This window comes from Streptomyces sp. NPDC057543 (assembly GCF_042801895.1).
GTDB lineage: Bacteria > Actinomycetota > Actinomycetes > Streptomycetales > Streptomycetaceae > Streptomyces.
In genome coordinates, this window is sequence record NZ_JBHVFF010000023.1 from 16,496 (window position 1) to 39,327 (window position 22,832).

Annotated in this window: 19 protein-coding genes and 1 pseudogene; 10 read left to right on the plus strand and 10 right to left on the minus strand. The window is 70.3% G+C overall.

Annotated elements, in window-relative coordinates; genetic code table 11:
• Positions 1-28: 28 nt before the first annotated feature.
• From ACFU8Q_RS06760 to ACFU8Q_RS06770, 3 genes are all read right to left on the minus strand, one after another.
• Positions 29-2,230: a protein kinase gene (locus ACFU8Q_RS06760; protein WP_384448791.1), complete on the minus strand. Its 2,202-nt coding sequence runs from the start codon at positions 2,228-2,230 to the stop codon at positions 29-31.
• A 4-nt stretch (positions 2,231-2,234) separates the two neighbouring features.
• The gene (locus ACFU8Q_RS06765) at positions 2,235-3,161 is read right to left on the minus strand and encodes a serine/threonine protein kinase (RefSeq protein ID WP_384448793.1); all 927 of its coding nucleotides are present in this window, start codon (positions 3,159-3,161) and stop codon (positions 2,235-2,237) included.
• A 268-nt stretch (positions 3,162-3,429) separates the two neighbouring features.
• Positions 3,430-3,717: a hypothetical protein gene (locus tag ACFU8Q_RS06770; RefSeq protein WP_384448796.1), complete on the minus strand. Its 288-nt coding sequence runs from the start codon at positions 3,715-3,717 to the stop codon at positions 3,430-3,432.
• A 243-nt stretch (positions 3,718-3,960) separates the two neighbouring features.
• Here ACFU8Q_RS06770 and ACFU8Q_RS06775 point away from each other — a divergent pair, with 243 nt between their 5' ends.
• The 3 genes from ACFU8Q_RS06775 to ACFU8Q_RS06785 all read left to right on the plus strand — a co-directional run bounded on the left by ACFU8Q_RS06775 (position 3,961) and on the right by ACFU8Q_RS06785 (position 6,289).
• A complete protein-coding gene (locus ACFU8Q_RS06775; protein WP_384448848.1) occupies positions 3,961-5,091 on the plus strand; it encodes a site-2 protease family protein in 1,131 nt (376 codons plus the stop codon).
• A 240-nt stretch (positions 5,092-5,331) separates the two neighbouring features.
• Positions 5,332-6,051 (plus strand): DUF998 domain-containing protein, encoded by a 720-nt coding sequence (locus ACFU8Q_RS06780; protein ID WP_384448799.1) that lies wholly within the window; start codon positions 5,332-5,334, stop codon positions 6,049-6,051.
• Positions 6,052-6,076: 25 nt separating this feature from the next.
• Entirely contained in the window at positions 6,077-6,289 is a 213-nt protein-coding gene (locus ACFU8Q_RS06785) for a DUF4287 domain-containing protein (protein WP_384448802.1), read from the plus strand.
• A 289-nt stretch (positions 6,290-6,578) separates the two neighbouring features.
• Here ACFU8Q_RS06785 and ACFU8Q_RS06790 read toward each other — a convergent pair.
• Positions 6,579-6,880, minus strand: a pseudogene (locus ACFU8Q_RS06790) (cytochrome P450); the annotation flags it as partial.
• Between ACFU8Q_RS06790 and ACFU8Q_RS06795 the strand changes: the two are divergent.
• Positions 6,881-7,087 (plus strand): hypothetical protein, encoded by a 207-nt coding sequence (locus tag ACFU8Q_RS06795; RefSeq protein ID WP_384448857.1) that lies wholly within the window; start codon positions 6,881-6,883, stop codon positions 7,085-7,087. It abuts the pseudogene before it with no gap.
• On the opposite strand, the gene ACFU8Q_RS06800 is transcribed toward ACFU8Q_RS06795, so the two are convergent.
• Together ACFU8Q_RS06800 and ACFU8Q_RS06805 are read right to left on the minus strand one after the other, a co-directional pair.
• Entirely contained in the window at positions 7,047-11,651 is a 4,605-nt protein-coding gene (locus ACFU8Q_RS06800; protein ID WP_384448806.1) for an HAD-IC family P-type ATPase, read from the minus strand. The genes ACFU8Q_RS06795 and ACFU8Q_RS06800 overlap by 41 nt on opposite strands.
• A 69-nt stretch (positions 11,652-11,720) precedes the next feature.
• Positions 11,721-12,278, minus strand: coding sequence for a hypothetical protein (locus ACFU8Q_RS06805; RefSeq protein ID WP_384448809.1), 558 nt, complete (start codon positions 12,276-12,278; stop codon positions 11,721-11,723).
• A 425-nt stretch (positions 12,279-12,703) separates the two neighbouring features.
• Here ACFU8Q_RS06805 and ACFU8Q_RS06810 point away from each other — a divergent pair, with 425 nt between their 5' ends.
• The 3 genes from ACFU8Q_RS06810 to ACFU8Q_RS06820 all read left to right on the plus strand — a co-directional run bounded on the left by ACFU8Q_RS06810 (position 12,704) and on the right by ACFU8Q_RS06820 (position 15,145).
• Positions 12,704-13,021 carry a hypothetical protein gene (locus ACFU8Q_RS06810; protein ID WP_384448812.1) on the plus strand — a complete coding sequence of 106 codons (318 nt, stop codon included), beginning with the start codon at positions 12,704-12,706 and terminating at the stop codon, positions 13,019-13,021.
• Between the two features lie 443 nt (positions 13,022-13,464).
• The gene (locus ACFU8Q_RS06815) at positions 13,465-13,605 is read left to right on the plus strand and encodes a hypothetical protein (protein WP_384448815.1); all 141 of its coding nucleotides are present in this window, start codon (positions 13,465-13,467) and stop codon (positions 13,603-13,605) included.
• A 232-nt stretch (positions 13,606-13,837) separates the two neighbouring features.
• Positions 13,838-15,145 carry an LAETG motif-containing sortase-dependent surface protein gene (locus tag ACFU8Q_RS06820; RefSeq protein ID WP_384448818.1) on the plus strand — a complete coding sequence of 436 codons (1,308 nt, stop codon included), beginning with the start codon at positions 13,838-13,840 and terminating at the stop codon, positions 15,143-15,145.
• Between the two features lie 224 nt (positions 15,146-15,369).
• Here the strand turns inward: ACFU8Q_RS06820 and ACFU8Q_RS06825 are convergent, their stop codons facing one another.
• Positions 15,370-16,107, minus strand: a complete 738-nt coding sequence (locus ACFU8Q_RS06825) for an NIPSNAP family protein (RefSeq protein WP_384448821.1) — start codon at positions 16,105-16,107, stop codon at positions 15,370-15,372.
• A 125-nt stretch (positions 16,108-16,232) separates the two neighbouring features.
• Between ACFU8Q_RS06825 and ACFU8Q_RS06830 the strand changes: the two genes are divergently transcribed.
• The 3 genes from ACFU8Q_RS06830 to ACFU8Q_RS06840 all read left to right on the plus strand — a co-directional run bounded on the left by ACFU8Q_RS06830 (position 16,233) and on the right by ACFU8Q_RS06840 (position 19,676).
• Positions 16,233-17,237, plus strand: a complete 1,005-nt coding sequence (locus tag ACFU8Q_RS06830) for a helix-turn-helix transcriptional regulator (RefSeq protein WP_384448824.1) — start codon at positions 16,233-16,235, stop codon at positions 17,235-17,237.
• Between the two features lie 354 nt (positions 17,238-17,591).
• A complete protein-coding gene (locus ACFU8Q_RS06835) occupies positions 17,592-18,374 on the plus strand; it encodes a polysaccharide deacetylase family protein (RefSeq protein ID WP_384448825.1) in 783 nt (260 codons plus the stop codon).
• 624 nt (positions 18,375-18,998) lie between these two features.
• Complete coding sequence (locus ACFU8Q_RS06840; protein WP_384448827.1) at positions 18,999-19,676, plus strand: GAP family protein; 678 nt, start codon at positions 18,999-19,001, stop codon at positions 19,674-19,676.
• 69 nt (positions 19,677-19,745) lie between these two features.
• Here ACFU8Q_RS06840 and ACFU8Q_RS06845 read toward each other — a convergent pair whose 3' ends face one another.
• From ACFU8Q_RS06845 to ACFU8Q_RS06855, 3 genes are read right to left on the minus strand one after another with little or no spacing between them, the layout of a single operon-like run.
• Positions 19,746-20,966: a cytochrome P450 gene (locus ACFU8Q_RS06845; protein WP_384448830.1), complete on the minus strand. Its 1,221-nt coding sequence runs from the start codon at positions 20,964-20,966 to the stop codon at positions 19,746-19,748.
• Between the two features lie 13 nt (positions 20,967-20,979).
• On the minus strand, positions 20,980-22,371 hold the full coding sequence (locus ACFU8Q_RS06850; protein WP_384448833.1) for an NAD(P)/FAD-dependent oxidoreductase: 1,392 nt from the start codon (positions 22,369-22,371) through the stop codon (positions 20,980-20,982).
• A complete protein-coding gene (locus tag ACFU8Q_RS06855; protein WP_384448836.1) occupies positions 22,368-22,595 on the minus strand; it encodes a ferredoxin in 228 nt (75 codons plus the stop codon). The genes ACFU8Q_RS06850 and ACFU8Q_RS06855 overlap by 4 nt, the downstream gene beginning before the upstream one ends.
• Between the last annotated feature and the right edge of the window lie 237 nt (positions 22,596-22,832).

A 22,832-nucleotide genomic window follows, 5' to 3' on the forward strand; every position in this document is an offset into this window, starting at 1 on the left:
GCCCTTCGTGGTGATTGAGGTGGGGAGCCTACGAGGAGGCATGGTCCGAAGGCTCCAGCGGAAGAGCGACCACGGGACCTTCGCCGACGCCGATGAGCAGTCCCGCCGTGATCAGGGCGGAGAACCTGTCGAGACTTTCCGGGTGGAGCCAGGCGGTTTCGTGGGTCCGAAGATCGATCGCGCGCAGCCCCGCCGCACAGTGCTTGTAGATGTACTTGTCGCCGACAGTGGGTGCCACCTTCAGCTCGTGCCCGGACGACACGGGATTCTTCTCCCGCCACAGGAGTGCGCCGGTGTCTGCGCTGATGGCCACGAGACCCCGCGCTCCCGCTGCCTCCACCGCGTAGACGACTCCGTCCTTCACCGTGGGAGGTCCGTACGCGGTCACGTTCGTTCCCTGGTACCTCCAGGCTTCCTTGCCGTCGGTCATGCGCCGCGCCCGCACCGCGTCCGACGCGGTGTAGAGGTGTTTGCTGTCCACGGCGATGGGACTGCGGGCGGCATCGTCGGCGTTGAGGCCGAGTTGCGCCCGCCAGACGCCGGTTCCTGTGCGCGTGTCGCAGACGAGTACGTCGACCCCGCCGGATTTCGTACGGAAGAAGAGGACCAGGCTCGAGCCGATCGCGCGCACGCCGGTCACCCAGGGGTATTCCTCGGGCGCAGGCTCGTCCAGGACCAGCTCGGTGCGTCTCTTGCCCGTCGAGAGCGAGAAGGAGGTGATGAGCCAGCCTCGTTCGGGACCGACACCGCTCGACTCGTCGGTGTCTTCCTTCCGTACCCGCGCCGTGAGCAGCCAAGCGAGGTCATCGCCGACGCAGAGAAGCTGATTTCCCAGCAGCTTCCCGTTGTATGCCTTCTCGCTGACGGCCGGATCCATCAGCGCTCCGTCGTCGAGGTCGATCTGCGCGATTCGGAGTCCTTCTCTCGGGGACAGGGAGTAGTCCACCGCGAAGAGCTTCGATCCGTCCGTGGCCACGTCCCACGAATTCAGCACCGGGTTGCCGGACCAGAGACTCCGCCCGCTCGAAGCCTCGACGGCGCTCACTCCGGCCTCGTTGGCCACGATCAACTTGTCGCCGACCACCAGCGGGCGCCCCAGCTCAGCGGGTGCCGCCGTTGCGATGCTTCTCCGCCACAGAGCCGCAGGAGCGTTGCCCGAGCCCGTGGATTCCGGCGTGTCCGAGTCCCGCTTTCTCGTCGACGCCCACACACCCGCGCCGATCCCTGTCGTGGCCAGCAGCGAACTGCCGCTGATGGTAAGGAGCTTGCGGCGGCTCATGCCGGGCGCGGCGGTGACCGGGACGGTCTCGGCGGCTGCGTGATCGGCGGGGGTGGGAAGCCGTTCCGGCCGGTGCTGCCAGACCTCCGACGCCCGCCGGGCTATGTCTGCCAATAGTGCATCGGGCAGATGGTCGGCGAAGTGGCCCTGACCGCCGTGGAGCTGGATGGCGAGTTCGTGAGTGGTGGGTCGCCGTGCCGGGTCTTTGGCCAGGCAGGGGCCGAGGATCGGAGCCAGGGCCTGGGGGAGGCCCGTGAAGTCCGGGTCGGCGTAGCGGACGCGGTAGAGGAGGTCCGCCGGCTGCCCGGTGCCGAAGGGGCCGTGGCCGGTGGCGGCGTAAAGAAGGACTCCGGCGAGGGCGAACACGTCGCCCGCGGGTGTGTGTTCCTGGCCGATGGCCTGCTCGGGGGACATGAAGGCAGGGGTTCCGGCGGCCACTCCGGTGCGGGTGAGGCGGTCATCGCCGGAGGCGCGGGCGATGCCGAAGTCGATGATCTTCGGGCCGTAGGCGGTGACCATCACGTTCGAGGGCTTCAGGTCGCGGTGGACGACGTCGGAGGCGTGGAGTTGGGCGAGGGCTCCGGCGAGTGCGGCGCCCAGGGCGCGTACGGACCCTTCCGGCAGAGGGCCGCAGAGGTCGATGGCGTCGTCGAGGGGCGGGCCGAGGACGTATTCGGTGGCGAGCCACGGGGTGGGCGCCAGTGGGTCGGCGTCGACGACGACAGCGCCGTGGTGGCCGCCGATGATGCGGGCCGCGTCCGTCTCCAGGCGGAAGCGGGTGCGCGACGCCGGGTCGGTTGCGATGGACGGGTGCATGGTCTTCAGAGCGACGGTGCGGCCGCCCGCCGAACGAGCCAGGTAGACGGTTCCCATTCCGCCGTGGCCCAGCCGCGCGAGCAGCCGAAAGCCCGCCAGCCCGGCCGGATCGTCATGGGTCAGAGGGGAAAGCATCGCGTCAGATCCTGGCCGTCCGAGTGGTCGGAGTACGGACTTCCGCGGCGAGGACCTCCGCGGACTGGCGCGCCATGGCCGCGACCACCCGGCTCGGCAGCCAGCCCGGCCCCAGCAGCGCACCGGCCGAGTCCAGGACCGTCGCCACGGGGGTGGACGACGCTCCGGGCAGCGCGCGCAGTACCTCGGGCGCGGTCGGGCGGGCGGCGGCGTCGCGCGTCAGGCAGCGTGCGACCAACGACTGCAGTGACTCGGGTAGTTCCGCGGAATCGGGGACCGAATGGCCAGTTGCCGCGTATGCCAGAACCGCACCCAGTCCGTAGATGTCGCCGGGTGGCCGGGGCCGCCCGCCCGATGCCTGCTCGGGGGCCAGGCTGCCGGGCTCGAGCCCGGGCAGGCCGGTGCGCTGCTCGCCGTCCGGGGCCGCCGCGCGGACCGCGCCGAAGCAGGTCAGGCGCGGTCCGTCGCAGGCGAGGAGTACAGAGGCGGGGGACAGGCCGGCGTGCGCGATGCCGATGGCGTGCACGCCCGTAAGGGTCTCAGCCAGGGCCGCGCCCAGGGCTCGGACTGTGCGCTCGGGCAGGGGGCCGCCGTGTACGGCGAGCGCCACCGGGAGCGGGAGTACGGGAAGGTACGGAGCGGCGTACCAGGGGGTCTCGGACGGGGCGGCAAGTTCGGCGACGGGCAGTACCCACGGGCCGAGGAGCCGGCGGCCCGCGTCGGCCTCGACGAGGAAGCGCCCCGGATCGGCGCCGTCGAGTGGCGCGCTGATGAGTACCGTACGGTCACCGTCCGCGCTGCGCCCGATGAACCGGCGTACAGGGACCGGCAGTTGGCCGGGGCCGCTCGGGTCGAGACGGGTGATGAGGTGGTACGGGCCGATCCGTCGCGACCCGTCCGGGCGTGAGCGTTCCGTGCGTGTTCGTTCCATCTGCGAACCCCCCAGCCACGACTACGGCCAGATGAGACTACCGGCGTGACGGCGCGGGTCGACGCGAGGGGCGGGTCGGCGGACCTCAGGACCGGCTTGCCGGCTCGGGACGAAGAAGGAGCATGCCTGACGACCATAAGAATCGAACTCGTGTTCGAAGTCTCCATTGGTTCGCGGCAGCACATTGCATCGAAGGTGCGGCTTCGTCGGACCTGGCGGGGGAGCACGCTGTGTACCTGATCCCGCCCGCAGCCGCGCAGCACGGAACTCACAGCTCGGGCCGGTCCGGCATGGGGTGCTCCATGCCGTCGAGCTCCAGCGTGCATCTGGGTCTGGAGGGGACCAGATGCGGCTGGCGTACCCGGACCCGGAACGGGCGGGCGGGCTCTTCGGGCAGTTCGCCGGTCAGCAGGCTCGTCCCCGGGGCGTGCTGCTTCTGGCACGCGACCACTTTCCCGTCGACCAGGAGCTCGATCTCTCCGTTTCTTCCGGGCCCGACGTTCACGGTGATCGAGTGGTCACCCTGATCCAGGTGGAAGTGATGGCTGTGCCCCATGACGCACCTCCACAGTGCTGTCGGCAGGTCCAGCCTAGATCCGGCGCCCTCCCCGACCGTATCTGCGCAGCGATGTGCTGAACGGAGTCCACGGAACCGAGGAGGGGACGCGTCCTGGTGCCTGGCCGACAGCGGGAGATTCCGAGAGCGACAATTGTGGGTGGGTGCCGGGCTGGTCGGTTCATGGAGTCAGGTCGCGAGGTCCTGCCCGTGGACCGGGTGCCGAGCCTGCGGGAGACGACGATGAACGGCTCGGTCCGTGTCGGACAAGTTGTCGGGGTACCACTGCGGATGCACTGGAGCGTGCCGCTGCTGGTGGTCGTGTTCGCCTACGGTCTCGGCCGTCAGACCCTCCCCGCATGGACCCCAGGGCACTCGGATGCGGTTTACACCTTCGCCAGTGCCGTGGGGGCCCTGCTGCTCATGGGCAGCCTCCTGCTCCACGAGACGGCACACGCCGCGACTGCCCGCAGGAAGAAGATCGCGGTACAGGATGTGACGCTGTGGGCACTGGGCGGGATGACCCGGATGGGGCGTCCGCCGACGGCCGCGGTGGCTTTCGCAGTGGCGATCAGCGGGCCGCTCACCAGCCTGGCCATCGGAGGCGCCGCGCTCGGAGCGGGAATCGGGCTGCACGTGACGTCAGGCTGGGCGGTGCCCGCCGCCGTTCTGGTGTGGCTCGGCTGGGCGAACCTGTTCCTGGGCGCATTCAACCTCCTTCCCGCTGCGCCGCTCGACGGCGGGAGGGTGGTGCAGGCGCTGTTGTGGTGGCGCACCGGAGACCGGGAACGTGCGGATCGAGTGGCCTCCCGAAGCGGTCAGGTCGTGGGCGGGCTGCTGATGGCCTTCGGTTGGATCTCCTTCCTGCGCGGGGCGCCGGGCGGGCTGTGGCTCGTCTTCGTCGGTCTCTTCATCATGGTCGTCGCCGGCGCCGAACGGCAGCGCGCCGTGATCCACACAGAACTGCGGGGCGTCAAGGTCGCCGATGCCATGTCCAGCCCGGTGACCACCGGCGCCGACTGGCTGACCATCCGGCACTTCATCGACGAGGTGGTAGTGAACTCCCGCCATTCCGCCGTGCCGCTGCTCGATTTCGAAGGCCGTCCCAGCGGGATCGTCCAGATACGCAAGCTTGCCCGGATACCGGCAGCGAGCCGGGAGGCGCTGCGCGTACGCGAGGTGGCGATCCCGCTGTCACAGTGCGTGGTTGCCGCCCCGAGTGATCTCCTGAGTGAGGCTCTCGACAACCTCCGCCCGAGTACTGGCATGCGCATTCTCGTCGTGGACGGGCACCATCTGGTGGGGATCGTCACCGCGAAGGACATTTCAAGGCTGATCCAGCGGCACACACTGGAGGGCCAGGGGCCCGACTGAGCCCGGGGCCCGCAGCGTCATCGGCGACGTGCACCCCGCCCGAAGCCGTTGTGACGCTGTCCCGGGCAACTACAGCACCGGTGGTCCGGGACCCGTAGGACAACCGAGCTTCGTGTTCCGGGCGGCTGCGCTCCGGCGGCTTCCGGACGCCCCGTGGGCAGGTCGTGCGTTTCGGATCGATGACTTCCGCGTTCGTCGCCGGTCATACACGTGACAACACCCGAACGAGGAAGGCCCGCCATGACCCAGACGCTCAGCGCCCGCCCGCCCGCTGTCCGCACCGCGGCCGCCTCCTCGCCCGCGTCACGGGGGCTGTTGGCCGGCGCGTTCGTCGCCGGACCGCTGTTCCTCGGGGCAGGCATCGTCCAGGGGCTCACGCGGGAGGGCTTCGACTTCACCCGCAACGCGATCAGCCAGCTTGCCCTCGGTGACATGGGGTGGATCCAGACGGCGAACTTCCTGCTCACCGGTGCCTTGTTGTTCAGCGGGGCGATCGGGCTGCGCCGGGTGCTGCGAGGAGAGCCGGGCGGCACCTGGGGACCGGTCCTGATCGGCGTGTTCGGTGCTTCGTTCCTGGTCGCCGCAGCCTTTCGGGCCGACGCCGGGGCCGGCTTCCCCGTCGGCGCTCCCGAGGCGTCCCCGATGAGCGGGCACGGAGCCGTCCACATGGGTGGGGGGACGATCGGCTACCTCGCGCTGTGCGCCGCGTTCCTCGTCCTGGCCCGTCCGCTCGCGGCCCGGGGCCACCGCGGCTGGGCCCTGGCCTCCCGTGCCGCTCCGGTCGCCGTCCTGGCCGGGTTCATGGCCTCTGCCGCCTCTGTCCTGGCGTTCACCGCCGGAGCGGGCCTCGGCCTTTGCTGGCTGGCAGCCGTCACGGCCCGACTGCTCACCGAGACGCTGCCGGACAAGCACCGGCCAGGCGTTGATCCAGCCGCCAACTGCTCCGAGACAGCAAGATGATGTCGTTCGACAGACGGGACATCCCATGACCGGCGCCGTGAAGGGCCCTGCCGCCTACTTCCCCTCGATCGAGAAGAAGTACGGCCGCCCGATCTCCGAATGGAAGAGCCTCGTCCGCTCTTCGCCGCTGACCAAGCACATGGAACTGGTTGCCTGGCTCACGTCCGAGCACGGTCTGGGCCACGGCCACGCCAATGCCCTGGTCGCCCACACCCTCGCCGAGGACAGCGGCCGGTGACCGGGGCTTCGGCCTCAACTCACGCGTGCGGCGGTGAGGCGTCGGTCCGAGGTCTCGGAAGTCCCCCCTTCCTCCTGCGAACGATGGTGAAGACGAGCTGAGCCCCGGTGAGGACGGGCTCCGGCCTGGGCGGATGGTCAGATCAGATGCCGTCCGGAGTCCAGTTCGGTACCCCTCTCGACCGCTGTTGACCTTGTTGGAGGGCACGAATGGGCACGGGCGACGGCCGTGGCCCGGCGCAGGTTCTGGGGTTCCCCGCTGTGCGGGCCGAGGTCGCGGGTGAGGTCGTTCAGGCCCGGTGCGTCAGCCGTTCGTCGTCCACGCCCAGCAGACCGAGGAGGGGCACCTTGCCGACCCGCTGGTCCGGATCGACCCCTCGTCCGGAACCGCGGATGAGGTCCAGCAGCAGTTCAGCGAGGGGCATCACCATGTGCCGGCCCCAGCAGCGCTCCGACGAGTGGCCGAAGGGCAGGTAGCCGGGTGTGGTGTCAGGGTCGAGATCCTTCCAGCGCTCCGGCGGCGGAAGCTGTCCGGGTCGTCCCACAAGGCCGGGTCCCGGTGGGACAACAGGGGCAGCAGCAGGACGTCGTCGTGCAGTTCGACATCGGCGGGTTGCCCGGTCGGTCTACGAACGAGCCGGGCCTTTGCTCCCTGTTCGGCGACGACCACGACGACCTGCACGGTCCCCTGGTGAAAACCCGGCTCCTGGCAGCCATGCTGCTGACGCTCGTCGCCGCGCTGAATCACCTTCAGGTCGTCAGCGGACGAGCCGCACCACGGGACGCACGCGCGAGGTGAGGTCGGCCAGCAGCCGGTCGGCCTGTGGCAGTACGCGGGGCCCGAGGGCTGCTGCGCCGACGGCGACGGCCACGCAAGCCCACGCCAGTGGGCCCAGCGGCGTGCACCCGAAGAAGTGGCTGACGACCGGCGTCTGGACGAGGGCGATGAGCACGGCGGCGGTGCCGAGGACGGTGGCCAGGACCAGCGGGCTGTGGCGGCGTCCGACGACGGTCTGGGTGAGCTGGGCGCCGACCACACCGCACAGGGCCATCGTGCTGGTGCGCCGCGCCGAGCCCGGAGTGAGTCTGCCGAGCAGCCATGCGATGGCCGCGCCGATTCCGGTGATCAGGCCACGATCGCGGATCTGGCGGGTCAGTGGCGGGCCGAGGACGGCGAGGCCCACGGGTGCGCCGTCGGCTGCGGTGGGCTCACCGGTGGGTTCCGGCTCGTGGGGGGTGACCGCGACCGCCATCGCCGGGAACATGTCGGTGAGCAGGTTGACCAGCAGCAGCTGACGCGTCGACAGTGGCGATGTACCGGACAGCAAGGTGCCCAGTACGGAGAAGCCGACCTCGCCGGCGTTCCCTCCGAGCAGAATGCTGATCGCGTCGGCCACGCTGCGCCACAGGGCACGGCCCTCACCGACGGCGTCGATGAGAACCGACAGTTCGTCGTTGGTGATCACGAGGTCCGCGGCGTTGCGCGCGGCGGCCGATCCGCGGGCCGCGATGCCGATCCCGACATCGGCGGCGCGGATGGCGGCGGCGTCGTTGGCGCCGTCCCCGACCATGCCCACGACGCGTCCCGCCTCCCGGAGCGCCTCGACCACCTGCAGCTTCTGCTCGGGTGCGACGCGAGCCACGACACCGCAGTCCCGGAGCAGGCGCGCCCGCCCCGCCCGGTCGAGTGCGGCCAGCTCGTCGCCGGTGACGACCGTGACATCCGATGGCCAGCCCAGAGCCACCGCCACGGAACGGGCGGTCTGAGGGTGGTCGCCGGTGAGCATGACGGGTCGTACGCCGATCTCGCCGAGACCGGCCACGAGCGGGGCCGAACTGGCGCGAGGGCTGTCGGCAAGTGCCACGAACCCGATGAGTTCCAGCAGTTCAAGGGGCTTGTCCAGGGCCTCCGCCGCCTCGTCCGCCGCGAGGCGGCGCTGGGCGACGGCCAGCAGCCGCAGGCCCTGGGCGGCAAGAGCGTGTGCGGTGTCGACGGTTGTCGGATCCGCATCAGGGCAGCACGGCAGCATGACTTCAGGCGCTCCCTTGACGACCAGCATGTCCTCGCCGTCGGCGTCCCGTCCGATGGCGGCCGCGTAGCCCCGGCTCGCCTCGAAGGGCTGGGCCCGCACGGTGGTCCACCCGGTTTCGCGCGGGGCGGCCACCAGGACGGCCTCGTCGGTGGCGTGAGCGTGGACGCCCGGCTGCTCGGCGACGCGGGGGCAGGCCCGGGCGGCGATGCGAAGGATCTGTTCCGCTTCGGGGCCCGACGCCGGGTGCTCGGCGCCGGCGGCAGTGACCAGGCGGACGACCCGCAACCGGTTCTCGGTGAGGGTCCCGGTCTTGTCGAAGCACATGGTGTCCACGCGTCCCAGGGCCTCCAGGCTGCGCGGCGTGCGGACCAGGACACCCAGCCTGCTGAGCCGCCGTGCCGCGGCCATCTGAGCCACCGTCGCCACCAAGGGCATGCCTTCGGGGACGGCGGCCACCGCGACTGCCAGCCCGCCCTGGAGCGCGGTGCGCACCGGGCGGCCGCGCAGCAGGGACAGCCCGGCCACCGCGGCGCCGCCGGCGAGGGTGAGGGGCAGGACCCGGCGGGTCAGCTGGTGCAGTCGTGCCTGGACCCCTGCCGAGGTGGGGACCCGGGCGGCGAGGGACGCCGCACGGCCGGCTTCGGTCTGGTCGCCGGTGCCCACCACCACGGCGCGGGCGCGGCCGGCCACCACAGTGGTGCCCTCGAAAGCCATGGAACTGCGGTCGGCGACGGACACCTCCGATACGGCGGCCACTTGTTTGCGGCTGGGCAATGACTCGCCGGTCAACGAGGACTCGTCGACCTCGAAGCCGTTGACCTCCAGCAGGCGCGCGTCGGCCGGCACGACGTCGTTGGTGCGCAGCTCGATCATGTCGCCGGGCGCCAGTCGGTCGGCCTCGACGACGGACGCCTCATCTGCTGACAGGTCGGGCAGACGCCGGGCTGTTCGCCGTTGCCCTGTGACGAGCTCGGACAGCGCCTTCTCCGCGCGCAGCCGCTGTACTCCGCCGACCACGGCGTTCCCCGCGACGGCGCCGACGACGAGGAACGCGTCCACGGCGGATCCCAGCAGTGCGGACGCGGTGGCACCGATCAGCAGGATCGGGGTGAACGGATCGTCGAGTTCGGCCCATGTGGCGCCTGCCAGACGTGCGCCGAGCCGTGCCGGCGCGAAGGCCGGGTGAGTAGCTACGGCGCCCACGACGTGGTCGGCCCGGGTCCGCACCGCCGCCCAAGCGGTGGGCGCGGCCCGCGGCGCCCTCGCCAGTCGGGCCATGACCTCCTCCGGATGCAAGGCGTGCCAGGGCACCCGCGGCCTGGGGTGCGGGGGTGTACTGGCGGCAGCACCCAGCGCGGTGCACCAGCCCGACACCAGAGCCGCGGCAGTGGCAATGTTGACTGGGCTGATCCGCAGTTCGAGGGGGAAAGGAACCCGTTGCGTCCGGGCCCCGCGGGTGAGCACCAGGAGCTCGGAGAGCGTGGCGCCCGCCTCGGCGAGGAACTTGGCCCGTCGGCTGGCCGCCCGTGCCGCGGGCACGGCGGACAGCAACCGCCACGCACCCTCCAGCCCGCGCAGGGGCAGAATGTCCGCGTCCCAGACGACAGCGCTGCGCTCGTCGGCGACGGCGACGGCGATGTCACTGCGGAGCAGCCCTTCGAGTACGTCGCGGGCGGCAGCGGTCAACGCCCTTTCCGCTGCCGCCCGGTCGGCCGGCACGCACGCCACCGTGAGCACCGTCCGCCCGTCGCTCTGCAGGCCGGCCACCACCTCGGCCAAGGGGAGCCCGGCAGGGGCGAGTTGGTCGGCCAGGGTCCCGAACTCGCCGAGCGAGTGATCGTCCAGTACAACAACGTGCAGGCCGGCCCGGCGTGCCGCGTCCAACACGGCCTCGGCCATCGGGTCGACCTCCCGGCCGACCAGGACGGTACCGACATCTGTGCCGCGCACCGACGCGATCATCAGTCCCGTGTCCGAAAGTCCCGTGCTCGAGGCCATCTCGTCGGGCACCGGTCGCAGGCCGAGTCTCGGCTCCCCGGACAGCATGGCCCCGTCCCCGGGCGCACTCAGAGCTGCGGTGCACTCCCGCCACAGCCGACGGTGATCCCAGCCGGTCATGCTGGGATGGACCTCGAGCACGGCGCGCCGAGTACTGCGCAGCGCTCCGGGATGCAGGACCAAGGTGTCCACAAGCTCCAGTCTCCGCAGCCGCTCCGGGCTGCGGACCAGCACGTCCTCGCGCGCCAGGACACTGCCGAGCGCCGCGGTGAAGGCCGCCGGACCGTAGCGCGCAGCCTTGGGTGAACCGGCCAATGCGGTCTCGGCCGCCCCATCGAGGTTGCGGGTGAACAGGAGCGTGGTGATGGCGCCGCCCAGCATCCCGTTGATCGCGGCGTCGGCATACTCCTCGCCGGGGCACGAACGCAGCGGCGGACGTACGACATCGTCTCCGGCCACGGTCGGCCTGTCCGGGACGCACAGCGTGTCGTGCAGGGCGTCGAACGTCGCGAGCTGGGCAACCGACTCCACCAACTGGGCGGTCCGCAATGCCGCGTCGAGCAGGAGCGGACTCGGTGACTGCCCGATCCCACAGACAGCCGCATGGGCCGCGGCGAGCACCAGGTCGGCCATGTCCGAGCCCAGCGCGCGGCTCAGCACCGTCCGTACCCGGGAGTCCTCGCGCATCACGACGACCGCGGCCACGACGACCTCCGGCACGGTCTTCAGAAAGGCCGTCCTTGCCGCGAGGGCGGTGGCGATGCCCGCCACGTCGCACGCCACGGCGACAGCATTGGCGCGCACGCCCCCGGCTGCACCCGGGTGCGTGTGTTCCAGTGTCCGGTCGGTGACGTGCACCAGCCCGTGTTCGGCGGCAAGTTCGGACACCCGGTCGACCAACTGCTCATCCACCGCTCCCTCGGTGGTCTGCATGACCAGACGCCCCAGGCCGCCGTCCCAGTAGGCGGTCAGCACATCAGGGTGCTCGGCCAGCTCGACGGCCACCTTCTCGCAGGCGGCTTCGAGCCGTTCCACGGTGGATTCCCGCGCGTCCGGATGTTGCCGCAGTGCGAGGTGCATGCGAGACCCGGCGTGCCAGTAACCGACCTGAGGGGTCACGGCGTTGCGAGCGACCCTGCCGACCCGCAGTGCGGTCGCCGACACCGCCGCCGCGCCGCTTGCAACGCCGCGCGCACCGGCGCCCACAAGCTCAGCGACCATCCGTGCCGTGTCGGTGGTCGGCGCGGTGATCCGGCGTGTGGCCTCGACGGGGGCAGCCAAGGCGTTCTGGAGGACCACGGCGGGCAGCCCGGTCAGTAAGCGAAGCAGCATGTCTCACCTGCGCGGGCGTGCCGCATGGGCCGGGGACGGAACGGTCGTCAGAGCGGTGGAAGGCCGGCGTCAAGGCTTCTTCCGCGCACCTGTCTTGGTGCGCGAGGTGTTCGTGGCGCTCGTGGCGGCGCGCTTGGACGAGCGGGCCTTCGCCGTGCCCGAGGTGCTCGTCGACTTGGGCGCACGGGTCTTCGCAGTCCCCGACGTGGCCTTGCCCGGACGGGTCTTCGCCTTCCCGGTGGCGGCCGACGCCTTGGCCGACCTGGCGGCGTGCTTCGCCTGCAATCCTTCGGCGCGGGCCTCGCCGGCTGCCTGGGCCGCCGCGGCGTCCTTGGGACGCGGCTGCGTGAGCCACACCACGGCTGCGCCCGCCGCGACCACTGGCCACTCGACCACACCGGCCACGCCGAGCAGCCCGGCACCGGTGTACGCCGCGACACGCCGTGCGTGGGGCGAGACGATCCCGACGGAGTCCAGAACACCGTCGAAGATCACCTTGACCTTCTCGGTGCCAGGGACCTTCTCCACTGCCGTCGTCACCATCTGCACGGGGTGCGCCAGCGTCTCCTGGACGGGATGCCGCACCTTCGTGTCCCCTGAGCCGTGCGCATGGGTACTGCCAGTCATGGTCGCTCTCCCTCCGTAGGGCAGGTGAGGCATGCAAACGAGGCCGTGACGCATCTCACCTTTCCGACAACCTTGACCAGATCCGGCAACTTCGGCAAGTCTGGACATATCGATTTGCCGCCGTATGACGTAGCCGGCGGTGAAGTCCGCGGTCCCGGCAGAGGCCGCTGCTGACCGCTGACCCGCCCGGCGCGCGTCCCGGCCGTGAGGAGGTGATGGCATGAGTACCCGGCCGCGTTCCGAGCCGTACTCCCGACGCCCACCCCTCACCACCGTCACCGCCTGACAGCGGCCCCCCCCCAACGCTCGCCGACCGACCCGCCCTGCACCGCACCTTTCCACTGGGCCAGGCTGCTCCAACGTGTGCGGTGGCAACGCCATGCGGACCGCAGCCATCAAGCCCTACTTCCTGTGGAGGCCGCTTCATGCGCATCGAGCTCACCTGGTCGCACCCCGACACCGACGACCGGACCCTGACCCTCGCGCTCCCCGACCTGCCCGCCCTGCGCCACGCGAGCCGACTGTGGTCGCCTGCCGTCCTTCTGCGCGTCGTCGCGTACGCAGAGCCCGTGGTCGCGGCCACAGCCATAGCCGTCGGTGCCGGCCCGCTCACCCGGGCCGCACTGCCGTACGCCCTCCGGTTTGCCCGGCGGTCACTCGGCACCGGCACACCTGCCGCCATGGCGAGCCCCATACCCCATGGATCGCCGTCCTCGCCGGCTCCCCGTCCGCCTGCGCCCTGAGCGACGTTCTGCGAAACGGCCGTACGGGTCGATTCGCGGCACCTCGGACGTCGAATGACGTGATGCGGTGCGGAGGCGGCGCGCGGCGCCTGATCCGGTCTGGGCAACGGCAAAGCCCCAGGTTTGCGACCTGGGGCTTTGCCATGGAGCGGGTGACGGGAATCGAAACCTGCGGCCGGCTGTCGGCGCGCAGGGATTCCACGTCGGTGTCGTTCGGGGCCTCTGTCCGGGCGGTGTCGAGTGCGGCACCGAGCTGTTGCGTCGTGCCGGCCCTCGGCGATAACGATGCGGCAGTAACTCATCCGCAGCCGGGGCTGGTCGAGGGGCCGCGGCGGGCTGCCCGGTGGGGGGGCGCACAGGCCGCAGGTCATGCAGCGGCCGGCCGGCGGCCTGCTGCTTGCCGCCGACGACAGGGCCCCGGGCCTCTGGCCCGGGGCCTTCCCATGGAGCGGGTGACGGGCCAGGTCTTCGGGACGGTCGAGGTCATAGGCGATGTCTGCCCAGGTGGGATGCGCTCCGGAGGCAGGGCCGCGTACGCACAGGTGCGGGTGCTCGCCGGGTGGGGCGGCGCCGGGGAGGCGTAGAGCGACGCATCCAGGGTCATGTGGCATTCCTCACAGTGGAAGCACAGGCAGTGAAAGCAACTGCACCCTTTCGTCTCTTCTGTCTGCCCCGGTGTTGTGGTGTCGGCCGGAACAGGTGAAAAACTTGTGACGGTCGGCCGTTGCCCCGGTCATACGATCACCTCAAGTCGCATCTGCGTGTCCCATTCCGCTGCGACCCTTTCTTCTTCTTTTCGGACCCTGAAGGGCTCTTGTGAAGATTCGCCGGATTCTTGCCACAGCTGTTGCCGCCGCAGTGACCACGCCTGCCTTCATGCTGTCGGCCACCCCCGCGTTCGCCGACGACAAGCCGGCTGCGCAGACGCAGCAGAAGCCGTCCATCGCGGAGCTGGAAAAGGCCGCCGCCGCAGCGAAGGCGGCGTACGACGACGCCGTAGCGGCCGAGAGCGCCGCCCACGCGGCTCTCGAAGCGCTCCTGTCCGACACCGCTCCCCTGGCCGTGGCAGCCAAGGCCGCCGAGGCCGCGGCGGCCGACGCCGCCACCGCGAAGACCGAAGCCGACCAGGCGGTCGTCGACGCCAAGGCGGCGGTCGACGCCCTCCCGGAGACGGCCACCGAGGAGGAGAAGACCGCCGCGGCGACGACTCTCACCGAGGCAGAAGCCGCCGCCGTAGCCGCCGGTGAGGCCAAGGCCGCCGCCGATGCCAAGGTCGTGGAAGCCCTGGACGCGCGTGACGACGAGCGGGTCGCCGCAGCCCGGACGCTGGGCCAGGCGCAGAAGGCCACCAAGGCGGCGCTCGCTGCCAAGACCGCCGCCGACGAGGCACTGGCCAAGGCGAAGGCGGAGGGCGGCGAGGGCGGCGAGGACGGCCCTTTCTGCGTCGCCGAGGCCAAGCTCACCATGGTCCTCACGGGTCTGCCGTCCACAGTCGCCGCCGGCACGAAGGTCGACTTCAATCTCCGGGTGACCAACGGCACCGACAAGACGATGGACAAGGTACTTCCGTTCGCCACCATCGAGGCGACCGACCGGAGCGGGCTCAAAGGCATCGACGACCTGGTGCACCTGCAGTGGTTGTCCGCCTCGTCCTCGACGTGGAAGACCGTCGACAACAGGCACTACATGGACACCATCAGCCCGCTGAAGGCGGGCGCCCACGCCGACGTCAAGATGCGCCTCACGATCGACGCCTCGGCCCCCGCGGGCAACGGCGTCACCTTCGTCGGCGGTGACTACTTCAACGACCCCAACGGCGACTGCGGCAGCGCGGACTTTGAGCGCTACGAGTTCCTGATCGCCGCCGCGGGAAGCAAGCCCGGCAAGGTCGATGACGCCAAGCCCGGCAAGGTCGACGACGCCAAGCCCGGCAAGACCAAGCCGAACACCTCGGACCTCAAGCCGCAGAGCGGCGCGACGGCCAGTCCCGTGAGTGGCAGCCTCGCCGCCACGGGCTCGTCCTCCGCGACGTCGCAGCTCGCCCTCGCGAGCGGTGCGGCCCTGGCGATCGGCGCGGGCGCGGTGTTCGTCGTACGCCGTCGCAAGGCCGGCTCCCACGCCTGACGCATGAGGCGGGGCGCCGACCATTCGCCCCGGCCCACGCGCTGACCGCCCAACGGGCCCGACACCGAGCGGTGTCGGGCCCGTTGTGGTCACACGACCGCCCCGGCGCATAGCCACCTGCAGACCAACACCTACGGGCCCAGAGTTCGGAGCGCGGCAGCAGGGCCCGTAGCAGGAAGTCCAGACCTTCTCTCGACCGTCCTTCCTGAGGCGCCGGTTCGGAGTCAGATCAGCGAGCGACCGGTGGGCCCGAGCCGGAGTACCTGAGGTGCTGCTGTCTGTTCCCGCTCGACACCCGGCACGATCTCGTCCCGTGCGAGGGGGTGGACTTGCATGTCGGCGAGGTGCCGACAGTGCGCACTCTCGTCGGGGTACGAGGTGAAGATCGCGGCGACGTTCTCGCCGGCGCGGACCGGCAGCCCGGCGAATGTGTTGTGCGCGTGCTCGGTGGTCAGGAAGGCGAGCGGCGCGGGTCCCGTCTCCTGGAGCGCGGGGAGGAGGCCGTCCCGGATCAGCGCGATGCCGTTCTGCCGTCCGGGAGGGAAGGACCACACGGTGGCGGACATGAACCGGTCAGGCGCCGGAGCGCTGACCGGGGGCCGCTCGGACAGGGAGCCGGTGAAGCCGTCCCCGGCCGACACGGGGCGCAGGAGGAGGACATCGTCGGAGTCGATCATGGTGTCGTTCGCCTGCGGACCGTGCTCGGCCCAGACGGGTCCGCCGTAGAAGTCCGTGAGCGCGCGATGGCGCGCCTCCATGTCCCGGAATCCGCGCAACCAGACGAAGCGGTCCGGATCGTCGAGGTCCCGGAACTGGCCGAGCACACTCATCCCCACGTCTTCCTGGGATTCGACGAACTCCCGGTCGAACAGCTCGATGAGTTCGTCGCGCCGGCGGGGACGCAGTGTGTACTGGCGAAGCTCGATCACGGTCGGTTGGCCGACGAGTTCGGTGGGTGGCACAGCAAGACTCCTGTTCGGTGTTCTCCGCGCAGGGCTCCGTCCTGTTCGGTCGTAGCCGGGAAGTGGTTCGACGGTAGGGGAGCTGTGTGACAGGTGCTGTCAGGGTTTCCGAGGAGAATGCGCGCATGTCTGCCAGTCGACTGCTCTCGGTGCTGCTGTTGCTGCAATCGCGGGGCCGTATGTCCGCGCGAGGAATCGCCGACGAGCTGAACGTGTCCGTGCGCACCGCCTACCGTGACGTGGCGCGCCTGCAGTCCGCAGGGGTCCCGGTCTACGCGGAGCCGGGCCGCGGGGGCGGCTACCAGCTGCTCGACGGCTACCGCACCCGCCTCACCGGGATGAGCGAGGGCGAGGCGCGGACACTGTTCTTTGCCGGACTGCCCGGGCCCGCCGCCGACTTGGGATTCACGGCCGAGATGTCGGCGGCCCGGCTGAAGCTTCTCGCCGCGCTGCCGGCAGGACCGCGGGAGGAGGCGGCACGGGCTGCGGCGGTGTTCCACCTGGACGCCCCCGGCTGGTACCGGGAGCCCGAACAGATTCCGCATCTCCCCTTGTTGGCCGACGCGGTTCTCACCCGGCGTGCGGTGGATGTGCGCTACCGCCGCTGGCGCGCCCCGCAGGAGGTGAATCGCCACCTCCACCCCTACGGCCTGGTACTCAAGTCCGGTACCTGGTACCTCGTGGCCGCCACCGACAAGGGGACCGCGACTTACCGCGTCGCCCAAGTCCTCGACGCGGTGCTGGGCGACGAACGGTTCGACCGGCCGCGGGACTTCGACCTGGGCGCGTACTGGGTCTCCTACCTCGATGACTTCCAGGCTCGCCGCTACACCGGCACAGCCACCGTCCGCCTGTCTCCCCGGGGACGCCGGCGCCTGCCCGACAACGTCCCCCCGGAGGTGGTGCGGGCGGTCGACTCCACCGCGACCGCCGTCGGCGACGACGGATGGGTCGAGGCGGTCATCCCGGTCGAGGGCACCGAGCACGCCTGCGGTGAGCTGCTGAGGCTCGGTGGGGACGTCGAGGTCGTTGCACCGGCCGAACTCCGCCAGGCCATGGCCGCCACCGTAGGGATACTCGCCCGAGCCTACGAGAGCAAGGGGCCAGGTGGTGCGTTGGTCAGCCCTTAGGGAAGTCCGGGCAACGACGAGGCCCCAGGTCGCTGACCCGGGGCCTCGTGGAAGAGCGGAACACTTCGGCGTGGACAAAGAGATCCCGCCGAGGGACGGCCATCGGCCCTGCTTCGCGAGCCATTCGACGCATGCGTGGGTGCCTCCGCAGGAATCCGTGCGGATCGGCGTCCGGCGCCCTCGCCGGAACCTTTTCGAGGCCGTTGCGCCCCCTCATCTGTCGCGGGGCTCCTGCGTTTGTCGCCGGCCCCCTGCGGATTCGTCCGCGATCGGTAACAGAGGGATCTTGTGCGGGCGTTCGTATGTCTTCATGAGGGAACGGCATCGGCGGAGACAGCAAAGGGGCGGGTGGGCATGGCAAGGCACAAGGGCAGGGGATGGCACGGCCGGCTTCTCGCGGCGGCGCTCGGGGTGACAGCGGTGGCCGCTGCCACCTCGGTGTGGACCGCGCAGGCCGACACCGCGGGAGGGCGGCAGCCGCAAGCGCGTGTCTCAGCGCCGGACGCCCGGCCTCAGGACCGCACCGTGACCAAGGTGGCGGCGGACATCGCGCACGCCTCGGACCGCGGCGCCCGGGGCGTCAACATCACCATCGACGACGGACCGGACCCGGTCTGGACGCCGCAGGTGCTGCAACTGCTGAAGGACAACGGTGTGAAGGCTACGTTCTGCATGGTGGGCACCCAGGCCCAGGCACACCCGGACCTGGTCAAAGAGGTCGTGGCGGCCGGGCACCGGCTGTGCGACCACGCGGTCTCGCACGACACCACCATGGACACCAAGTCCGAGGCATACCAGTCCCAGCAGATCCTGGATGCCGAACGCATGATCACCAAGGCGTCCGGAGGCGTCCGTCCGCAGTATTACCGGGCCCCGGGCGGTGCTTTCACCCCGTACAGCCGGCAGCTCGCCGCGTCCCGGGGGATGCGACCGTTGGGCTGGAACGTCGACTCCAAGGACTTCGAGCGTCCCGGTGTGGACACCATGGTCGCCACCGTCAAGAGCGAGATCTCCAACGGGCCGACCGTCCTCTTCCACGACGCGGGAGGGGACCGCTCCCAGACCTTGGCCGCTCTGCGCGAGCTCCTGCCCTGGCTGAAGCAGCAGGGGTACTCCTTCGGCTTCCCCGTGAGGTGAGTGAGGCTCGCCCGCACTGACCGGCGTCGAGGTGTCCTGAGCGCGTTGAATCTCCGACCTCGGGACCACACCAGGCAATACGGCTGATGCCCCGTCGTGCAACCGATGGCCGAAGACCTGTCACTCGTGCAGCGATTGGCGGCGGGACGCCACTGGCCCATGCTTTCGCGGTCAGGTGTCCACCGCTCCTTCAGCTGTCCCGCGGCGGGGGACACCGCGCGGAAGTCCGGCAGCACGACCAGGACCTGAGGAACGTGTCTCTGCCCCGGAGGGTGGGGCTGACTGGTCATAGCGGGTGGACGGGCCACCCCGTGGTCTTCTCGCCGTTCCCGCGCGTAGTGGTCTCGCGTCCGGACTGATCACGTCCGGCGTGGTGATCCGGCCTTCCGTCGTCACCACGCAGTCCGCGCCTACGCGAAAGCCCTCGCACGGCGAGGACCGGACTCCTCATGGGCCGGTGGCCTGGTCACCCGTTCGCCACCGGCCGATGGCTGACGGACCCGGAGACCCCCACGATGGCGAAGAGGGCTGCGCCCGCACCAGGGGCCGGGCACACGCCGACTTCGAGTCGGCCGATGTGGGCAGTCCGCTCCGGATCATCCGTCTCTCTCCTCGGAGGCCGCGGTGGGACATGCTGTCGGTGATGTGCTGGGCCTGGCCGCCGGTGTCGCGGTCAGCCCACTCCCGATCGTGGCGATCATCCTCATCCTGGCCACCCCGCAGGGGCGCCTCAACGGACCGCTGTTCGCCCTCGGCTGGGTTCTCGGGCTCGCAGCGCTCGGCGCAGTCATGCTGGTCGTCGGAGGCACAGGCGGAGCCGCCACCCACAAGCATCCGGCCACCTGGGTCGGAGCCCTCAAACTCGCCCTGGGCGTGCTCCTTGCCCTCTTCGGCGCCCGTCAATGGCAGCGCCGCCCCAAAGACGCCTCTCAGGCGCAACTCCCGAAGTGGATGGCAGCGATCGATCGCTTCACTCCCGTCAAGATCCTCGGCCTGGGGCTGCTGCTCTCGGCCGCCAATCTCAAGAACGCGCCCCTGACCATCGCCGCGGGCGCCTCGATCAGCTCTGCCGGGCTCCCGGTACCCCAGCAGATCGGAACGCTCGCGATCTTCGTGGTCATCTCCTCTCTCGGTGTGCTCGCACCGCTCGCCGTCTACCTGGTCATGGGCGAACCTGCCAAAACCATCCTCGGCAACTGGCGGGACTGGGCCGAGCAGCACAACGTCGCGGTCATGGCCGCCCTGTTCTTCGTGCTCGGCCTCAAGCTCCTCGGCGACGGCATCAGCATCCTCGCCGCCTGAGAAGCTGCGCGTACCGGGCTGGAGCCGGCACGCCGGCTCTCGTACGGCTCGATGCCCTCGGCAGTCGCGTCATTCCTCACTCTGCTCGATGTACAGATGGATCGGACCGCGAAGAATGGGGCTGCGCCGGTACGGGGGCGGGTCGGCGACCAGCCTGATCCGGTCGAGGCGGCGTACCAGCTCGGTCAGTGCGATCTGGGTTTCCCGCCGGGCCAGCGGGCCGCCGAAGCACAGGTGGATGCCGCTGCCGAACCCGAGGTGCTGGTTGTCACGTCGATCGGGGTCGAAGCGGTCCGGATCGTGGAAGCGGTCCGGATCGCGACTGCCCGAGGCCAGCATGAGCATGATCTGCGAACCCTTGGGTATGTCGGTGTCGGCGACGGTGATGTCGCTGTACGCCGCCCGCCAGGGAATGATGTGCACGGGTGGCTCGTAACGCAGCAGTTCCTCGACCAGCGGTACGACGAGGCCCGGTTCGTCGCGCAGGCGCTGCAGCACCTGCGGGTGGCGCAGCAGCGTCAGCATGCCGTTGGTGATGAGGTTGACGGTGGTCTCATGGCCGGCGATCAGCAGCAGGTTGGCGGTGCTGACGATTTCCTCGTCGGTCATCCGCCCATCCGGCCCGTCGTCGTTGGCCAGCCGTGACAACAGGTCGTCGCCCGGCCGGCCGTGGCGTTGCTCCAGCAGCCCGCCGAGGTACTGGCGCAAGTCCTTGCGGGCCTGTACGCCCTTGTCCAGTTTTTCCTTCGGATCGGTCTTGGGGTCGTAGTCGATCGAGTTGATGATGTCGTTCACCCACAGGTGGAACCGCGGTTCGTCCTCGCGTGGCACGCCGAGCAGGTGGCAGATCACGGTGACGGGGAACGGGTAGGCGAAGTCGTCGACGATGTCGATCTGCCCCTTGCCCGCGAAGTCGTCGATCAGACCGCTGACGACGGTGGTCAGGGCGGGTTCCATGCCGGTCACCAGCCCCGGGGTGTGCGGGGGGCCGAAATGGCGCATCGCCATGCGCCGCAGGCGGTCGTGCTCGGGCGGGTCGAGGTTGATGAACGCCGGCGTGGTCTGCTCCTCGGCTCCGGCCGTCGGATGCGAGAGATTGCGAGTGTCCGAGCTCAGGTGAGGGTTGTGCAGGATGCCCGTGATCTCACGATAGGTGCTGATGACGTAGCTGCCGTCGTCCTGCCGGGCCACCGGCGTCTTGCGCAGCTCGGCGTACAGCGGATACGGGTCGGCCCGGGAGGAGTAGTCGAGGATCCGGCGCAGCATGTCGGGCGTCTTGGTCGTGGTCATCTCGCTTTCCCTCCTACCGGTGCTGGTACGCGGCCGTGACGCGTCGCTCGCCCGGGTCGTGGCCGGTGACGACGACGGTGGCGCCCTGGGCGAGCAGGGCGGGCCCGGGGAAGTCGACGGGCGCCGGTTTCATGTCGGCGGGCTGGTCGGGCGCGGGACAGGGAGGCGGGAAGGGTGCGGCCGTCTCGATGAGCGTCCGGTAGTGGTCCAGCCACTTCGCGCTGTTGAAGCTCACTGCCGCGGTGACGCGGCCCCGGTAGCCGTATGCGGCGACGAAGCGGTGGTCGGGCACCGATCCCTGGGTGACGACCACCTCGTCGGCGAAGGTCGGCACGCCGACGGACTTGATGTTGACGCCGAACTGGATCGACCAGAACAGCGGGATGGACAGGTGGGGCCAGCGGTCCGCCTGGGCGCTGACCATGTTGTGTGCCGCGACCTCGGCCTGCTCCACTGCGTTGGCCCAGTGCTCCAGCGAGATGAGCCGGTACTCGTAGATCGGGTTCGGGCAGCGTGCCACGTCTCCGGCGACGAAGACATCGTCGGTGACCAGGCCGTTGAGGTCGAGGGCGCGACACCCCGTGTCGCAGGCGATTCCCCAGACGCCCGCCGCCAGTCCTGAGCCTTGCAGCCACTCGGTGTTGCGGATGCCCCCGAGTGCCACCACCGCCACGTCGGCGTCGATCGTGGTGCCGTCGTCGAAGTGAGCGCGGCGAAGCCGCCCCTGCGCGTCGCCCTCCAGCTGGGTCACCTTGACACCGCAGCGCAGGTCCACACCGTGAGCGCGCTGCATGTCCGCCGCGACCTCACCGATCATGGCGCCGAGGGCCCCGACCAGCGGGGCCGGCGCGAGTTCGGCGACGGTCACCGGGATGTCCCGTTCGCGGCAGATGGAGGCGATCTCGGAGCCGGTGAATCCCGCACCGATGACCAGTACGCGGGAGGGTCCGGCGGCGAGGGCCCGCTGCAGGCCTTCTGCGTGTTCGCGCGTACGCACGACGAACACCCCGTCCAGAGCCGCTTCGCTCTCGACGAACCAAGGCCGGGCCCGAACCCCGGTAGAGATCAACACCCGGTCGAAGGGAACCTCGCGTCCGTCGGCGAGACGCACGTGATTGGTCGCCAGGTCCAGCCCACTGGCCGGCACACCCAGCAGCCACTCCGCATCGATCTCACGACGTCGCGGCAGCTTGGTGTTCCCGGCCGGCACCCACCCGGTCAGTACCTGCTTGGACAGGGGAGGCCGGTCGTAGGGCTCGCCCAGCTCGTCGCCGATCATGGTCAACGAACCGGTGAAACCCTCGTCGCGCAGCGTCTCTGCAGCGCGCAGCCCCGCCAGCGACGCCCCGACGACCACGATGCGGCCATCGCGCTTGAACGCTTGCAGATTGTCGGCGCTGGTCATGACGGCGACGCCTCCGCCGGTGCGTCCCGTCCCTCCAACTGGTCGACCAGAATCGCCTGGACCGGGCAGGCCGCCGCGGCGCGCAGCACCTGGTCGCGCCGGGCGTCGGCGGCGTTCGGGTCGTACATCAGCGCTTCCTCGCCGTGCATCCGGAACGCGTCCGGAGCCAGGAAGGCGCACTGCGCATACCCTTCACATCGGGAAAGATCAACGACAACTCTCATCCCGACCTCCACAGGGACTGCGAGCTGCGGGCCCGGAAGCCGGCGCCACTCCGGCGCGCAAGGCGCGAGACGGCAGAGAGCGGGACGGTGAGAGAGAAAGGGACTTGGCCGTTGCCCACCTCCGCGGACGCGAGGAGGGGCACCGCGCTCGTCCGGTCACCGCAGAAAGATTTGGCCATCGCCCATAGGGCGACCGGCGGGTAAAACCGCCCAGAGATCCTGACCTTCCAGGGATCC

What these genes read in the sequence shown, in the direction of transcription:
- ACFU8Q_RS06760 (WP_384448791.1), bottom strand. Translation starts at nt 2,230, where the DNA reads ATGCTTTCCCCTCTGACCCATGACGATCCGGCCGGGCTGGCGGGCTTT.
- ACFU8Q_RS06765 (WP_384448793.1), bottom strand. Translation starts at nt 3,161, where the DNA reads ATGGAACGAACACGCACGGAACGCTCACGCCCGGACGGGTCGCGACGG.
- ACFU8Q_RS06770 (WP_384448796.1), bottom strand. Translation starts at nt 3,717, where the DNA reads ATGGGGCACAGCCATCACTTCCACCTGGATCAGGGTGACCACTCGATC.
- ACFU8Q_RS06775 (WP_384448848.1), top strand. Translation starts at nt 3,961, where the DNA reads ATGAACGGCTCGGTCCGTGTCGGACAAGTTGTCGGGGTACCACTGCGG.
- ACFU8Q_RS06780 (WP_384448799.1), top strand. Translation starts at nt 5,332, where the DNA reads ATGACCCAGACGCTCAGCGCCCGCCCGCCCGCTGTCCGCACCGCGGCC.
- ACFU8Q_RS06785 (WP_384448802.1), top strand. Translation starts at nt 6,077, where the DNA reads ATGACCGGCGCCGTGAAGGGCCCTGCCGCCTACTTCCCCTCGATCGAG.
- ACFU8Q_RS06800 (WP_384448806.1), bottom strand. Translation starts at nt 11,651, where the DNA reads ATGCTGCTTCGCTTACTGACCGGGCTGCCCGCCGTGGTCCTCCAGAAC.
- ACFU8Q_RS06805 (WP_384448809.1), bottom strand. Translation starts at nt 12,278, where the DNA reads ATGACTGGCAGTACCCATGCGCACGGCTCAGGGGACACGAAGGTGCGG.
- ACFU8Q_RS06810 (WP_384448812.1), top strand. Translation starts at nt 12,704, where the DNA reads ATGCGCATCGAGCTCACCTGGTCGCACCCCGACACCGACGACCGGACC.
- ACFU8Q_RS06815 (WP_384448815.1), top strand. Translation starts at nt 13,465, where the DNA reads ATGGAGCGGGTGACGGGCCAGGTCTTCGGGACGGTCGAGGTCATAGGC.
- ACFU8Q_RS06830 (WP_384448824.1), top strand. Translation starts at nt 16,233, where the DNA reads ATGTCTGCCAGTCGACTGCTCTCGGTGCTGCTGTTGCTGCAATCGCGG.
- ACFU8Q_RS06835 (WP_384448825.1), top strand. Translation starts at nt 17,592, where the DNA reads ATGGCAAGGCACAAGGGCAGGGGATGGCACGGCCGGCTTCTCGCGGCG.
- ACFU8Q_RS06845 (WP_384448830.1), bottom strand. Translation starts at nt 20,966, where the DNA reads ATGACCACGACCAAGACGCCCGACATGCTGCGCCGGATCCTCGACTAC.
- ACFU8Q_RS06850 (WP_384448833.1), bottom strand. Translation starts at nt 22,371, where the DNA reads ATGACCAGCGCCGACAATCTGCAAGCGTTCAAGCGCGATGGCCGCATC.
- ACFU8Q_RS06855 (WP_384448836.1), bottom strand. Translation starts at nt 22,595, where the DNA reads ATGAGAGTTGTCGTTGATCTTTCCCGATGTGAAGGGTATGCGCAGTGC.